General features: G+C 57.1%; 12 protein-coding genes and 2 pseudogenes. 2 read left to right on the forward strand and 12 right to left on the reverse strand.

Annotated features, from left to right (window positions below):
• Positions 1-154 precede the first annotated feature (154 nt).
• On the reverse strand, positions 155-1,237 hold the full coding sequence (locus tag RVAN_RS02105) for a glycosyltransferase family 4 protein (protein WP_013418115.1): 1,083 nt from the start codon (positions 1,235-1,237) through the stop codon (positions 155-157).
• Positions 1,234-2,073 (reverse strand): class I SAM-dependent methyltransferase, encoded by an 840-nt coding sequence (locus tag RVAN_RS02110; RefSeq protein WP_041787214.1) that lies wholly within the window; start codon positions 2,071-2,073, stop codon positions 1,234-1,236. The genes RVAN_RS02105 and RVAN_RS02110 overlap by 4 nt, the downstream gene beginning before the upstream one ends.
• A 431-nt stretch (positions 2,074-2,504) precedes the next feature.
• Between RVAN_RS02110 and RVAN_RS02115 the strand changes: the two genes are divergently transcribed.
• Positions 2,505-2,849 carry a hypothetical protein gene (locus RVAN_RS02115; protein WP_041787216.1) on the forward strand — a complete coding sequence of 115 codons (345 nt, stop codon included), beginning with the start codon at positions 2,505-2,507 and terminating at the stop codon, positions 2,847-2,849.
• A gap of 316 nt (positions 2,850-3,165) precedes the next feature.
• Here RVAN_RS02115 and RVAN_RS02120 read toward each other — a convergent pair whose 3' ends face one another.
• The 4 genes and pseudogenes from RVAN_RS02120 to RVAN_RS19975 form a co-directional block, all read right to left on the reverse strand.
• On the reverse strand, positions 3,166-3,675 hold the full coding sequence (locus tag RVAN_RS02120) for a transcription termination/antitermination NusG family protein (RefSeq protein ID WP_041788041.1): 510 nt from the start codon (positions 3,673-3,675) through the stop codon (positions 3,166-3,168).
• Between the two features lie 78 nt (positions 3,676-3,753).
• Positions 3,754-4,968 (reverse strand): glycosyltransferase family 4 protein, encoded by a 1,215-nt coding sequence (locus RVAN_RS02125; RefSeq protein WP_013418118.1) that lies wholly within the window; start codon positions 4,966-4,968, stop codon positions 3,754-3,756.
• A gap of 205 nt (positions 4,969-5,173) precedes the next feature.
• Positions 5,174-5,351 (reverse strand): annotated as a pseudogene (locus tag RVAN_RS19450) (transposase); the annotation flags it as partial.
• A gap of 109 nt (positions 5,352-5,460) precedes the next feature.
• Positions 5,461-6,837, reverse strand: a complete 1,377-nt coding sequence (locus RVAN_RS19975; RefSeq protein WP_155942323.1) for a hypothetical protein — start codon at positions 6,835-6,837, stop codon at positions 5,461-5,463.
• Between RVAN_RS19975 and RVAN_RS02135 the strand changes: the two genes are divergently transcribed.
• Positions 6,820-7,794, forward strand: a complete 975-nt coding sequence (locus RVAN_RS02135) for an IS481 family transposase (protein ID WP_013418120.1) — start codon at positions 6,820-6,822, stop codon at positions 7,792-7,794. The two genes, RVAN_RS19975 and RVAN_RS02135, sit on opposite strands and share 18 nt — an antisense overlap.
• Before the next feature lie 8 nt (positions 7,795-7,802).
• On the opposite strand, the gene RVAN_RS19980 is transcribed toward RVAN_RS02135, so the two are convergent.
• From RVAN_RS19980 to purL, 6 genes and pseudogenes are all read right to left on the reverse strand, one after another.
• Positions 7,803-8,639, reverse strand: coding sequence for a hypothetical protein (locus tag RVAN_RS19980; RefSeq protein WP_013418121.1), 837 nt, complete (start codon positions 8,637-8,639; stop codon positions 7,803-7,805).
• A gap of 23 nt (positions 8,640-8,662) precedes the next feature.
• Positions 8,663-8,920 carry a UDP-glucose/GDP-mannose dehydrogenase gene (locus tag RVAN_RS02145; RefSeq protein ID WP_013418122.1) on the reverse strand — a complete coding sequence of 86 codons (258 nt, stop codon included), beginning with the start codon at positions 8,918-8,920 and terminating at the stop codon, positions 8,663-8,665.
• Positions 8,921-9,202: 282 nt separating this feature from the next.
• Positions 9,203-10,705, reverse strand: a complete 1,503-nt coding sequence (locus tag RVAN_RS18625) for a sugar transferase (protein ID WP_013418091.1) — start codon at positions 10,703-10,705, stop codon at positions 9,203-9,205.
• A 278-nt stretch (positions 10,706-10,983) separates the two neighbouring features.
• Positions 10,984-11,084, reverse strand: a pseudogene (locus RVAN_RS21090) (IS21-like element helper ATPase IstB); the annotation flags it as partial.
• Positions 11,085-11,508: 424 nt separating this feature from the next.
• The gene (locus RVAN_RS19990; RefSeq protein ID WP_155942324.1) at positions 11,509-11,847 is read right to left on the reverse strand and encodes a hypothetical protein; all 339 of its coding nucleotides are present in this window, start codon (positions 11,845-11,847) and stop codon (positions 11,509-11,511) included.
• Between the two features lie 315 nt (positions 11,848-12,162).
• A complete protein-coding gene (purL, locus tag RVAN_RS02160; RefSeq protein WP_013418125.1) occupies positions 12,163-14,376 on the reverse strand; it encodes a phosphoribosylformylglycinamidine synthase subunit PurL in 2,214 nt (737 codons plus the stop codon).
• Between the last annotated feature and the right edge of the window lie 227 nt (positions 14,377-14,603).

A 14,603-nucleotide genomic window follows, 5' to 3' on the forward strand; every position in this document is an offset into this window, starting at 1 on the left:
CATGCAAGCCGAACATGCTAAGGTCGAAGAAAACGCCGTCGTTTCGACAATAAACGTGTAGGTCAGCGAGCTAGGCCGGCGGATTCGTGTCCAGTCAACGGCCGACGTCGTAGCGCATGGAAAACAACTCGTTGGGCGTCGCCAAATACAAGGCTTAGCAAGCTCGGCTTTTTTCTGCCACGTCCAGCAGCAGTGCAGCGACACGGGGTCCCCAGACCTGGAGCGAATAGTGCTCTTCGACCTTGCGCCGACCAGCGGCTCCCATCCGCTGGCGCAACGCGGGATCGCGTAGCAGCGTTGCCAATGCGTCGCTCCACTCGGCTTCCGTGGTCACCAGAAAGCCATTCACCCCATGTTCGACGATCTCGGCGTTAACGCCAACTGGCGAGGCCACGACGGGTAGCCCGCAGGCCATGTACTGGATCAGCTTGTAGCCACATTTCCCCCGCGCCCATGGCGTATCGGTTAGCGGCATGATGCCGATGTCCACAGCTTGCAGAAACGGCACTTCGGCGGCTTCGCTCCACTCAAACAGATCGAGGAGGGGCTGCGCCTCCGTCTTGGGATCGGCGCCCATCGCCGCAAGCTTTCCGCCCGCCAAAGCCGCTGCCTGTGTCAGCGTCGGCAAGAGACCAAGCATATATTCGTTCCATGTGCTGGGCGTCCCGATCCAGCCGATCCGCACCGGACCATCTGCCGATTGTCCATCCTCACGCGGAAGATAGACAGTGGTGTCAACAACGGTTGGCACAATCTCGGTTCGCGGGCAAAGCGGGCGGGCATAAGCGGCCAGATAGGCATTGCCGCAAAGGGCCAGTTCCACCGTACCGATCGTGCGGTGCAACTTGCGCCCCGACAAGGCCCGGATCAGTTTGCTCGAATGCAGGTCATAATTATGAAAGATCGCATCGTCGTAATCGAACACGATCGGCTTGTTCGGCCAGCGCACCAAACCTTCGAGCAGCCCCGGCAGAAACGGAAACAATTCGCAATGCAGCCAGATCACATCGACGTCAGGCTTGAAAAGCAGCCAGCGCAAGCGGTCCAGATAGCGCACCGCGACATGGCCACGGTCCCGTCGCCCGCCCGCATAAAGCTTGCGCAGATAGGCGTCGTCCAGCAAGGGGCGGGGCGCCAGTTCGAAACCCGACTCTTGCAGGAACGGGCGATATTGCTGGAAGCGCTGCCGGGTGCTTGCAGCCATGTCGCCGTATTTGGTCAGCAGGCCGATCTTCATGCCGCGACCCGCCCCTTGTGTCCCACCGCGCACCAGAACGGAAAGCTTTCGGAAAATCGGATCTCCTCCAACCCGGCTGCCTGCATCATCGCCGTGATCTCGCCACGGGTGAAACGCTGCTCCAGGGGGGTGCCGAACCGGTCGCGGGAGTCGGTGCGCATGGTGTAAAAACTGGTGTTTCGATAGCTGGACAACAGCCAGCGATCCACCTTCAGACCAAGCCTTTCGCCGAGCCACGACAGCCGCGCCAGCGGCAGATAGACCATCGCTGCAATCACATCGGTCACAGCCGATTTCGCCTGGGCAGGCAGGATGCAGATGGCGCGGCGCAGAAGGTCCGATGCCCGCCATACAAGGACATACCAAAGGGGGCGGTTGTCGAAGCGATAATAGAGATAGACGAGGAAAGGCGCACCGGGCTTCAGCATCCGCACGCAGTCTCGCAGCGCTTCGGCCGTGTTGGGGATATGGTGCAGAACGCCCAGCGAATAGCCGAAATCCTGACTGTCGGGCGGCAGCGGGCGATCAGCCACCCCGGCATTCACAAAGACCGCATTGCGCCGATGCGCAAGCTTGCGGCGCGCTACGTCCAGCGCCGCGGGTGATGGATCGATACAGGTCAGCGTGCCCACTTTCGGCGCGACCAGCATCGCCCAGCGCCCGGACCCGCACCCCATGTCAAAACCCCGGGCTCCATCGGGTAGGCTTTCCCAAGGGAAGATGCGAAAGTATGTGTCGAACAAAGAGGCATGTTCAGCATCACCCAGCGCTTCCTGGTCAAACCGCGACCATTCATCGCCGAAGGATGAGACGGTCTTCATGTCGATATTGCTCATTTTTGTACAGTTCTCCACGCCATGAACATCAGCACGATCCACAACCAGTGACGTCCAGTCGCGGTGGCCGGACAGGCGTTCGGCCTTGGCTTGGCGAACCGGTGCTGGGGCCGGGATGCGGGGCGCCGCGATCAAGCGTCTACACGGCCAACGCCAGCGGACAGTCACCAAGTGGCTAAAACAACAGACAGGCGCAGCCAGCATAAGCGCATATCGTGCATCAAGTTAGGAAAGTCGCTCGCACTCCCGCACCTCATCGTCGTCATATCTTGCCGATATTAGCGCAACAATGATAATAATACTTAGTACAATTGGCAATAACACCACACCCGATATCAAACCCAACAATCTTCCAAATAACAGTTTCAGAATAAGCGCTCGTTTTGGAAACATCGTATTTCCTCCCTGCTCGCCCTCCACCATGTCTTGAGTTGCTCGCCGCCCTTTTGATCTTCTTCGATCATAGCCAGCGTTCGATCTGGCTGGAGCGGAGCGACCTCCATCGCCGATTGCGGGACGCGCCGACCCTTTCGCCCAAATCGGAGCGTCAAATCAGCGAGTTGCTGACGAACTTCGGGCGATTGCATGCGCGAGGCACTGGATGGCGAAGCCAAACAGCGCGCGACCGGCCTGCGGAACGGGGCGAGTTCGAGGAAGCCGTATATGTAGATATTCCGCAAGATCCCAGGATCGCGTCGCGCTCTGCCTGTCTCCAGAGGCTTGCCCCAACAGAAGGTGGCTTTGGCAAGATCAAACTGATCGACGAAACTCGTTAACCCCGGTTATCCTTGGCGATTAGCCTTCAAGGCGATCGGGAAATATCGTTCCCTGATCGCGATCCGTCCAGTCACAAAACCCGTTCGAATCCTCCCCCCGCCGTTTCACGAGGACAAAGCGTGGTAGCAGGAATGGGGGCGGTTCCAGTACTACACGGCGTGGGTCAATACTTTGCGCTACAACTCAAAAATCGGATCACGTACAGCGATGAATGCTTATCATTCGTGATCGAGATAGCGGACACGTGCTGACAGCAGCGACCTTTTCTTGCTCGCGGCATGTCTACTGGCTTGACTGGGCCAAATTTGGTTTTTTCTACTTCGCAATCAACATCTTGGCCTCGACCTGGACCCTGGTTTGTTGATTGAGTAAATCAAGGAGCAAAAGGACGCGATCACGTTCCCGAAATTCGAGGATTTGTCCCACCAAGCCGTCGAAAGGGCCGCCGCTTATCGTTACAGTCTGACCCGCCTTTAAAGGTGCTTCTGGCTTTGAAATAACACCGTCCATTTCGCGAGCCTTGAGACTCTCGATGAAACCGACTGGAAGCACGGCAGGGCTATCGCCGATTCGCAATATCGAGCGCACGCCGTAGGTTCCCAGGATAGGCCGCAAGTATTGGAACGCGCTCTGATGCTCGACAAAAACATACCCCGGAAAAAGCGGCCGCGGCGCATCATAAGCCCGGCGAGCATGGCGGACATGCTTTACCGTCATTGGGCAGTAAGCGGTGAAGTCTTGCCTCGCCAGATTTTCGACTGCAAAATTTTCCCGGTGCGGATGCGTTGTCAGCACAACCCACTTTGAATTAACAGGTAACAACATAACACCCAATTTCTTAACGCGCGTAGGTATTTCTAATCAAATAGTACTTTTTGTCAGGATCAAGGCGAGCATCGAGCGCTATTTGTTCGAACTTGAAGCCGCCGACCGCCAGCTATCGGTGCCCGAAATCAAGCGCACCCGGCTAACGGATATCCTCGGCGTACGCCCCACGCATTCGCGCAGGGCGGCGAGGTAGGCGTCTGTGACCAGGCGCTCGTCGAACTGGCGTTCCATCTTGACGCGTCCGGCATGCCCCATTGCCAGCCGTCGCGCGTACCCCATGTCGATGATTTCGATCATCTTTGCTGCCAAGTCGTTGGCATCGCGCACGCGGCAGAGGAGCCCGTTTTCGCCGTCGTCCACGACTTCCCGGCAGCCCGGTACATCGGTTGCGACGATCGGCTTTCCAAGCGCCGCCGCCTCGAGCAGCGTGCGTGGAGTGCCCTCGCGATAGGACGGCAGGACGACGCAATCGGCGGCCGCGATGTGCGGGCGCACGTCGTCGGCCTGTCCCAGAAAATCAATGACGCCTTCAGCCACCCATCGGTCGACATCGGTGCGTGAGACCGCGGTGCGGTTCTCCACGTCAAGGAAGCCCATCATCTGAAACGAAGCATCAGGTCGTGCTGCTTGCACTATTCGCGCAGCATCGACGTATTCGCGCACGCCCTTGTCAAAGACGAGACGCGCGATCAGCAGGAACCGGCAGCTGTTACTATTCATGCCGGGTTCACCCTCAACTGGGGCGAACCGGGTAAGGTCGATACCGGAGCCCGGTACCAGTCGGGTCTGCTCGGCCGCCACCAAGCCCGCGGAGACAAATAGTCCGCGGTCGTCGTCGTTCTGGAAGAACACGCAGTGCGAGTTGGCGAGGGCGGTCCCGTAAAGCCGCTTGACGATCTTCGTGAGCCATGTGTTGCGGATGAAGGCGGTGCCGAGCCCCGAGACATTATTGATCACTGGAATGGCGAGCCGCTGCGCCGCTAGCGACCCGTAAACATTGGGCTTTACCGTATATCCGAGATAGGCGACTGGCCGCTCCCGTCTGAGGATCGACAGGTAGCGCAGGAACAGTGAAGCATCTTTCGCTGGGTTCGTGCCCTTGCTGTCTATAGGCAGTGGGATGAACTGGCAGCCCATCGCTTCGAGCCGGGGGACATGCCCATCAGGCGGCGCAATCGCAACGACGTCGTAGCCCTCCGCGACCAGCGCAGCGATAAGCCCGGCCCGGAAGTTGGCGATGTTCCAGGCCGTATTGATGGAGATGATGATGCGCGGGCGGGACGTAGTCATGGCGTGCTCATCGGAGCTATCAGGCAAGTTTGACGACGGGGTGAGGAAGGCTGCGTATCAGTGCATTGCTAGCGAGGCACATATCCGCGAGGGAGAATTGGCACGGTTCGCGAGATGACACTGCCTACGCTGTCGGTGATCCGCACGTTGCGCGATCCCTTCCGCGCCGCGAGCTTGCCTGAGAGGTTTATGTTCCGGGCTTTTAGCTTGGCTGGGTCAGGCGTTTGAGCATGACGACCCAAGGTGAGCCGGTGCGGAACCGCCAGAGGATGCCGTTCAGCACGCGCCGGTCGTCACACGCGGCACGCCGCGCGGCTTGTTCGGCAGAAACGGCAGCAGGATCTCCATTCAAGGTCCGTCAGTTCGTAACATCGGGGCGTCATCAATGCCTCCCGTTTTCTGAAAGGCGTTATCAAATGACACCCGTTTTGGTACGCCAGCCGGATACTTCCCGGATATTAACGGCCGTCCGGCTGGTTGTAGTATTATCAATCATAGGCGACGCGACTTGAAAATATTAGTCAAACGAGTGACAGACGGAAATGTACGCTTTTGGTGCCTCAAGTGATTGGCTTGCAGATAACATTTTCCAACCCATAGGACGACATTTTCGAATATTGACAACGTCGTCATCTTTTCAGCCCTCAGTATTGCATCAGCAAACTCGTCAAGGGTCGATTCCCTCAGTCGCGCTGCCAAGTTATCCTTTTGGCCAATTCTCGCTCGTTCTTGAGAAGTCAGTGCGGCAACCGACCGCAGGACGTCGTGAAGTTTCCGCTCAGGAAATCCATCAACGCGATCTCCAACACTATCCGTGGGCGCCTCGTGCAGATGGCCGTAACATGCATCCCCCTGATTTTCGACTGCAACACAAACAGGCATGCCGGTTTTCGCAGCCTCTAGAACGGCAGTGCCCATTCCAACGAAAACGTCATATGAAGACACGGTTTGGTCAAACATGGCGTGTGGTAAGGGGCCGCAAAGCCTGACGTAGTCCATTACGCCATATCTTTGCGTTGTCGAAACGATGGCGGATTCCTCGGGGCCATAACCCCAGATGTCCCATGTAGCATCGATGCCATCGTCTCGTAGTTGCCTAATGACCATTGCAGCGTTCATGTTATAACTTTTGAATGCAACAAAGCGTCCAACCGACACGATGCGGAGCGCAGCGCGCTTATTACAAGTGCGCGTCGCTTCGGCATTATTCTCTGAAGAGTAGGTTGTAGTCGGCTCCCGCCCTACAATCCGCAGTACAGGATACCCCCTTAAACAGATGCGCCAGAATGCTTGATGAGCGTTGAGGGCGGCATCATTCATGAAGTGGGTAGAGCGCTTTGGTAAAATAAAGAAAAGTTCCCGCATTAACTTTCGAATAATCCCGCTTCGACTGAAGAAAAATGCACGAGAATGGCTTACCCAGTGAAAATGATGGACGACCAGCGTTTCCCTCCGGCGCCGCAGAACCATTCGTGCCAAGAGCTCAGCCGCGACCGCAGCGGAGGGATGCAAGCTGACAAATATAACTCTCTTTGCATTGGAAGCAATTAACTGATTGGCCCTTGAGATCAAATCTGGGTATCCATTGTGAGAAAAAATCCGAAGTCCATCAGTATTTTTTAAAATATCGTTCTCTCGACACGCCACTGTAACCGCAATGCCGAATCGCAAGAATTGCTCTATAAGCTTCATCTCTAGTACTTCTATTCCACCGAGATGAAAGTGGCTTTGTATGAAAATTACATCGATTTCTTTCAGACAAGCACGATCTCTGTTCATAGCAATAATCTTTAGATGTTTGATCCCGGCATTTGATGGTGCATTATTCTCCCTCGGCTGGAAGGATGCGCTATGGGACAAATTCTTCATGGGAGCGCCACAACGACTGAGGCGGTCCGTCGAGCGATACAGCATAGTCAAGAGAGCTTGAGGGCCCTGGCCAAGCGCTACGGCATCAACACGAAGACGGTCTCGAAATGGAAGAAGCGCTCATCCGTCGCCGATGTGCCGACTGGACCGAAAGAGCCGAAATCCACGGTTCTGTCGGTCGAGGAAGAGGCGATAATCGTCGCCTTCCGCAAGCATACGCTCTTGCCGCTCGACGATTGCCTCTATGCGCTACAGGCGACGATACCGCATCTGACTCGCTCGTCGCTGCATCGCTGTCTTCAACGCCACGGTATTTCTCGGCTGCCGGACGTCGAAGGCGACAAGCCCGCCAGGAAGAAGTTCAAGTCCTATCCGATCGGCTATTTTCATGTCGACATAGCCGAAGTGCAGACGGCCGAAGGCAAGCTCTATCTCTACGTCGCCATTGACCGCACGAGCAAATTCGCCTTCGTGCAACTCGTCAAAAAGACCGGCAGGACGTCCGCTTCAGCCTTCCTCGTCGCCCTGATAGAGGCAGTTCCCTACAAGATTCACACGGTGCTCACCGACAACGGCATCCAGTTCACGTTTCCGCCGCGTTATGCCGATGGACCAACGGCCAGATACATGACGCACATGTTCGACATGCGATGCAGCGAGAACGGCATTGAGCACCGCCTCACCAAGGTCAAGCATCCCTGGACAAACGGCCAGGTCGAGCGAATGAACCGGACGATCAAGGAGGCGACGGTCAAACGCTATCACTACGACCGTCACGAGCAGCTCGAAACCCACCTATCGGACTTCATCAACGCCTATAACTTTGCTCGCCGACTAAAGACCCTCAAAGGCCTCACGCCTTATGAGTTCATCTGTAAATGCTGGACGAATGAGCCGGAAAGATTCAAGATCGATCCAATCCATCAAATGCCGGGACTGAACATCTTAGGTCGATAAGCCGTTATTTATATATCCAAAATCCTCTTACCAAACTCCGAGGTAAACGCTTCGGCGAGCCGTTTTACCACGCCATCACGCTCAGATCTCGTGAATGCAATTGGGGGGCCACCGGGTGTGCGGTTCATATCGATAACATATGCTAGACCATTGTTTCTATCGCGCATTACATCGATTTCTCCATATTCCATGCCAATCATCGCGCACATTCTGCATATAGCGTCAACTTCTTCCTGCGATAGTAGGGATCGGGTTGGCAGTATCTGGACAGAGTTTGATGGGATAGCGAAGCGCTCTGAAAGCGGGTGGCGCTTCAGATAGCAGATATCGAGAACAGTCCCGATGACCAGGACCCTGATTTCCTCGACCTCATCGCCAACCTCGGTACAAATTAGTTTTTGATAAAAAAAGCCGTGCTTGGGAATTTCAGGTTCATACAAAATACATCCATCGTGCGCTGCATTTCTTATCGATTTTCGAACATAATGGCCTGTTACATTTAGCGGATCAACCGTGTAGCCATAACCGAATGCTTGCAGCTGATAATCTGCGACGACATCTTTATCAATATTTGTGCAGCGGCCATTGATGAAATGGTCGGGCTGGCGTGGATAGATATCATCAGTAAGAGGAAAAAAGATTGTAGCGCTACCAGGTGACAATAACGTATTGGAAATCCTTATATTTAAAGCATCGCATATCTTCACCATTACATGACCAGAGCTGGGAAAGCCATGCGAAAACGAAAGCACGTTGCGTCGGGTTGAAATTTGAGAAAGGTATCGCGCTCGGTCGAATAAGAATCGAGCATATTTTCGGTGTCGTTTATATTGTGATACGGTCATTGCAGATCTCTGCGGTCATAATATCAGCGGGATTCGGCGACGATGAAGACCCCGCAGGATCGAAGCTCTTCCAGAGAAGTCGTGTAGGTCAGATAGCGGGCGGCGGCCAGCTCATGCGGTTCGACTTCCCGCGTGCGGTCGATCCCTTCGCGAAGGTCCGCAACACGGGCGGCGCTGACATCGAAACCGACGACGGACCGTATCTTGCCGAACTCGACGGCAAGCGGAAGCCCGACATACCCGAGGCCGATGACTCCAATAGTTTTGTCGCTCAGATCCATTAGCTGAATACCTTGGGAGCTCGTTGAGCAAAATGTCTTGCGAAGGGGGAGAGACGATCCGGTCAAGGACGAACACCGCTGGTCTCGAAGCTTTGTGGTCGTCAGCAGGCGCTCTCACCCAAGCTACCGCACTTCGGGTGAAACGCATTCACCCGAAGCTGTCAGACAATTGATAGTCAAAATAGCGCCATATACGATGGAAACTGCTACCTTGATGGCATGCTTTATTGCGGCTAATGCGTATGACTTTGAGATTGCGAAGAGCTATGGTCGTTTATTGCGCTACAAGGCATTTTCTGTTTTGTAAGCAAGTGTTCCCTTCAGGACGCCGCCAGCGCTCAAGTCGCGCCAAGCCCGTTCGATTGCGGGGATGCAGATTCGTTCCCCGAACAGAACCATCGGTATGGTCCTTGCAGCGATCTCAAGATCCAGGCGCAAGCTCGCGTTGCGAACGTACCAGACGTCGAGAGCGGCCTTATCTTCGGGAGAAATCGTCCGCCCGCCAACAACTTGCGCCCATCCTGTGAGCCCAGGGCGCACAAGCAGGCGCGCCCTGTAAGCTTCTGACTGATCACAGGGCAACAGCGGTCGCGGACCGATAATGGACATGTCGCCCCGCATGATATTGAAGAGCTGGGGCCACTCGTCCATGCGCACCCTGCGCATCAGGGTGCCGATGCTTGAGAGACGCTCGTCGTCGGAAAGCCGGCGGCCATCGAAGGTGTGAGCCGCTTTCATGGTGCGGAATTTGTAAAGCCTGAAGGGCGTGCCGCCGAGCCCCGGCCGCTGTTGCCAGAATATGACTGGAAAGCCAACAGTGGCCGCCACGACGAAGGCCACGATCACGATGAAGGGAGAGAATATTACGAGCGCTGCGAAAGCAACAATTGCATCGATTGCTCTCTTGACCTTCCAGTAACGCCGCTTGCCTATCTCTCGAAGCTCAAGGGGTGGAATTTCAAAGCTGAGCTCCGACCGGCAATTCGACCGATAGGGTGTTGCTTGCGGCTTCAAATCGAGGCCCAAGTGCTCCGCCAGGAATTGCACAGTGATGTTTCTGGAGCGCTCCAGAGTTAGCAGAGTAGCGCGGTCCACAGCCGTGAGCGCATCGAAAGAGGTCGCAACGACGATTTTGTCGATAGCGATCCCATGCACTTCAAGGTCATTGAGGATATCGTCGATATCTCGAAGTTCGCCCAGGACAGGATGAGTGGCAACGAGCCGCCCAACATGGCGATCGGTCCGACCGACTACACCCGCTATCACGATGCGGCCAGGGGCCAGTTCAGTGATTGCCTGCAGGTAAGTTTCGGCAAGCTTGGAAATGCCTACGACCAAAAGTGTCGAGACCGGCTCGGCATCAGTATGTCGGAGGAAACCTGCCGAGGCTTTGCGGATCTGCCGGCCATCGTGGGCGATCTTGTGAAGAACACGCGCGCCGATCAACAATGCCACACATACCAGGCATTGAATGAGTGGCAAGGAACGAGCAACACCGTCAAGGCGATTGTAGGCGAACGTTATCAAGACCGCGCCAATGATAACCAGTATCAATGTCGCAGTTATCTTCAAATATTCCGGCTGGCTACTGAATCTCCAGATGGCACGAGTAATCCCGCCAATAGCAAAAACAAGAAAAGCCACCGCTACAGTGGCAGTAAAATAGGGGAGAAACTCTAACAAGCGATCACGCGTCAGGTCAAAATTCTCTCTGAGCGCTAGGGCCAACAGGCTTCCGACACCGGCGAGGCTAACATCCAAGATCAGAAGACCCAAGCGAGGCATCCGTGCGCACCATACCAGCTTTAACCAATAGCCATACAACTTCTACGGGATAAAAACGCAAATGCAATCCTATTCGGGCGCAGCCAACTGTTTATCCACGATTGCAGCAATTAAGATTACAACCTGTATCGCACTTCACTAGTATTCTGCTTCTAATCAAGAATCCATGGCATTGGATATCGGATTCGTTTGTTCAACACCGGTGCAATTACAACCACTCCTGCGCCTTGCGAGTAGATAAGCTCCAAGTTATCTTCGCGTCCCGAACACGCTCGGCCTTCACCGAAGGCGAGGTTCGTCGTGACGATGATCGAGGTTCTCTCGTAGATGCGGCTGGTGAGATGGAACGGAACTGGTCGCCTGGTTGCGCAAAGGGCAATAACCAAGCTCCGCATAAAGCGCTGGTTGAACTGACGCGATGCACTGATCGCGGCCAGACAGGCGCCGCTGCTTGCCGAGAGAGATCGCGTACACCGCCGTCTTCGTTCGGCGGTAAAACGATTCACTGGATCGTTTTCTTCCCCGCCTCACTGTCGTAGATGTCGCGCGGTCATGCGGGTCGAACGCCATCTCCTGGCTCTCCCGCAGATAGGCCCGAACGAACGGCATGCGGCTGGCACAGCCAGAAGTGCGCCACTTTCAACGTCGAAGTCACGCCGACGACCAGCAAGATCTCGTGGCTCCAGTCGAATAGGCTGATTGTCAGCGAATGCCTCGAAGAACTCGCGCGCGATAGCGGGTGCAAACAACAGCCGTTCAAGCGAACCGCTTTGACACTTGGACTGCTCGACATGCTCGCCGACCTAGAAAGGCCCGATTTGGCGCAGCGGTTCCTCGAAGCCTACGCTGATGGCCAAGACGCATGGAATTTTCGAACGGCGGTAACGCTGCTCAAGCTGGTAGGTGCCGATTATCCGAACACCTTTTGAGGGAGGATTTGCTATGAAGGCGCGAGGGAAGAAGGTGCGAGTAAAGAAGGCCAATAACATCTTCACGTTTTCACAGCGTGAAGCGGCGATCATCACCGAATTGCGCGAGAACTCGATATGAGTATTTGCGCGCTCACAGCTAAAGCGCTTTTTGCGCGGGTTACCATAGTCACGCAGAACCGCGCCAAGCTCGCGGCCTATAAAGCGCGGCATCCCCACGGCCTTTGCCGATATGGAGGTGTGTGAGGTGGCTATCGGCAAAAGCTTGAACTTGGAAGACTTGAAATGTCATCCGAATGACGCTGTTGCGATGGTGCACAATTTCGGTTTCGCACACGGTTTACCAAACGAATGTCAGAACTACTTCGCAGCCTGCTGCTATGACCCCGTTTAAAATGGATGCGCTTTAGAGACTAGCGGTCAAACTGACTCGGCGGGTGGACACCATCCCCGCCGCATCGCTTCGCGTGGCTCGATCCCCGCCCGGTGGGGGAATGATTTGACCGGTCCCCGCAAAAGTCCGCCGCGCTAGCGCTTGCCGCCCATGAACGTCGGAAACCAGTCCTCATGTGCGCGGCGAAGCTCGCCGACCGGCACTGGCTTTTCGCCGTCGATTGCGATGACATCGCCGCCGACTTCCCCCACGATGCGTGCAGGGATGCCGCCTGCCTTCGCCTCGTCGAGCACGCGGGTTGCGGCATCGCGCGACACGCCGACGAGATAGCGGCCTTGCTCCTCGCCAAAGGCGGCCGCATGTGGAGCGAGACCATCAGCCGGGGCGTACGTCAACCCGCGTTTGCCGGCGATTGCCATCTCGGCCAGCGCGACGAGCGTGCCGCCGTCCGAAATATCGTGCACCGTTCCCGTAACGCCTGCCTCGATGAGGCGGCGCACGAAATCGCCCGCCTTCTTCTCGGCGGCAAGATCGACCGGCGGCGGCGCGCCTTCGACACGGCCTGTCGCGTAGTCCTGATAGAGCGACTGCCCGAGATGGCCGGTTTCCGCACCTATCAGCACCACGACATCGTCGCCCGGCTTCAGCGCAACCGTCGCCACGCGCGACACATCGGCGATGAGGCCGACGCCACCAATCGCGGGCGTGGGCAGGATGCCTTCGCCATTCGTTTCATTGTAGAGCGAGACATTGCCCGACACGACCGGGTATTCGAGCGCGCGGCAGGCTTCGCCCATGCCCTCGATAGCGCGGGCAAACTCCGCCATAATCTCCGGGCGCTCGGGATTGCCGAAATTCATGCAGTCAGTGATGGCAAGCGGCTTGCCGCCCGCTGCGGTGATATTCCGCCACGTCTCCGCGACGGCCTGCTTGCCGCCTTCGAACGGGTCCGCGTAACAGTAACGCGGCGTTACGTCGGTCGTGAGAGCGACGGCCTTGTTCGTGCCATGGATGCGCACCACGGCCGCGTCCGAGCCGGGACGCACGACGGTGTCGTCCATGACCATGTGGTCGTACTGCTCCCAGATCCAGCGACGCGATGCGAGATGCGGCGAACCGATGAGCGCGGTGAGCGCGTCGCCGAGGCTGTTCGGCGCGGGCACGTCCTCGGCGGCCACAACGGCGGGCACAGGCTTCGGCGCGATGGGCCGATTATACATCGGCGCTTCGTCCGCGAGGATGCCGGTTGGCAGGTCGGCGACCAGCGCGCCCTTGTGGCGCAGCACGAGGTGGCCGGTGTCTGTCGTCGTGCCGATGACGGCGAAGTCGAGTTCCCACTTGCGGAAGATGCGCTCTGCCAGCGGCTCCGAGCCGGGGCGCAGCACCATGAGCATGCGCTCCTGGCTCTCCGACAGCATCATCTCGTAGGCCGTCATGCCTTCCTCGCGCTGTGGCACGAGGTCGAGATTCAGCTCGATGCCAGAGCCGCCCTTCGCCGCCATCTCGACGGACGATGAGGTGAGGCCAGCCGCGCCCATATCCTGAATGGCGAGGATCGCGTCTTCGGCCATGAGTTCGAGGCAGGCTTCGAGCAGCAATTTCTCGGCGAATGGATCGCCCACCTGCACGGTGGGGCGCTGCTCCTGCGAGTTGTCGTCGAACTCGGCGGAGGCCATTGTCGCGCCATGGATGCCATCGCGGCCTGTCTTCGAGCCGACATACACGACGGGATTGCCCGCGCCCGCCGCCGCCGAATAGAAGATGCGGTTCGCGTCCGCGAGCCCGACACACATCGCGTTGACGAGGATATTGCCGTTGTAGCGCGCGTCGAAATTCGTCTCGCCGCCGACGGTCGGCACGCCCATGCAGTTGCCGTAGTCGCCGATACCGGCCACGACGCCCGCCACGAGATGGCGCGTTTTCGAGTGGTCCGGCTCGCCGAAGCGCAGCGCGTTCAGCAGTGCGATGGGCCGCGCGCCCATGGTGAACACGTCGCGCATGATGCCGCCGACGCCCGTCGCCGCGCCCTGATAAGGCTCGATGAAGGACGGGTGGTTGTGGCTTTCCATCTTGAAGATGATCGCCTGCCCGTCGCCGATGTCGATCACGCCCGCGTTTTCGCCCGGTCCGCAGATGACATGCGGTCCGGTTGTCGGCAGTTTCTTCAGCCACACGCGCGACGATTTGTACGAGCAATGCTCCGACCACATCACCGAGATGATGCCGAGCTCCGTGAGGTTCGGCGCGCGGCCGAGTTTCTCGCAGGCGAGGCGGAACTCCTCGGCGCCCATACGGTGGGCGGCGGCCAGTTCTTCGGTGGCGATGACGGAGGTATCGGTGGCGGGCATTGAGATGATCCTGTACGCGGGCCGCTTTAACGGCGCGACCCATCTCCCCGCTGGGCGGGCATGCCCGGTTTGAGGCGAGGTCGTTTCTTCAAACAGAGATCAACGCGCACCTAACCCGATTTATCGAGTGCGAACACGCTGATCGGCAAAAAAACTAGATGCGCCCTGACGCGTTCGCCCGGACGATCAAGCTGGAACACATGACCGGGGCGAACCCCGGCCATGAA

The sequence above is a fragment of the Rhodomicrobium vannielii ATCC 17100 genome, from assembly GCF_000166055.1.
In the GTDB taxonomy this organism is placed as follows: Bacteria; Pseudomonadota; Alphaproteobacteria; order Rhizobiales; family Rhodomicrobiaceae; genus Rhodomicrobium; species Rhodomicrobium vannielii.

Coding starts and splice junctions, on each gene's coding strand:
- RVAN_RS02105 (WP_013418115.1), bottom strand. CDS start 1,237: ATGAAGATCGGCCTGCTGACCAAATACGGCGACATGGCTGCAAGCACC.
- RVAN_RS02110 (WP_041787214.1), bottom strand. CDS start 2,073: ATGAGCAATATCGACATGAAGACCGTCTCATCCTTCGGCGATGAATGG.
- RVAN_RS02120 (WP_041788041.1), bottom strand. CDS start 3,675: ATGTTGTTACCTGTTAATTCAAAGTGGGTTGTGCTGACAACGCATCCG.
- RVAN_RS02125 (WP_013418118.1), bottom strand. CDS start 4,968: ATGACTACGTCCCGCCCGCGCATCATCATCTCCATCAATACGGCCTGG.
- RVAN_RS02135 (WP_013418120.1), top strand. CDS start 6,820: ATGGGACAAATTCTTCATGGGAGCGCCACAACGACTGAGGCGGTCCGT.
- RVAN_RS19975 (WP_155942323.1), bottom strand. CDS start 6,837: ATGAAGAATTTGTCCCATAGCGCATCCTTCCAGCCGAGGGAGAATAAT.
- RVAN_RS19980 (WP_013418121.1), bottom strand. CDS start 8,639: ATGACCGTATCACAATATAAACGACACCGAAAATATGCTCGATTCTTA.
- RVAN_RS02145 (WP_013418122.1), bottom strand. CDS start 8,920: ATGGATCTGAGCGACAAAACTATTGGAGTCATCGGCCTCGGGTATGTC.
- RVAN_RS18625 (WP_013418091.1), bottom strand. CDS start 10,705: ATGCCTCGCTTGGGTCTTCTGATCTTGGATGTTAGCCTCGCCGGTGTC.
- RVAN_RS19990 (WP_155942324.1), bottom strand. CDS start 11,847: ATGCCGCGCTTTATAGGCCGCGAGCTTGGCGCGGTTCTGCGTGACTAT.
- purL (WP_013418125.1), bottom strand. CDS start 14,376: ATGCCCGCCACCGATACCTCCGTCATCGCCACCGAAGAACTGGCCGCC.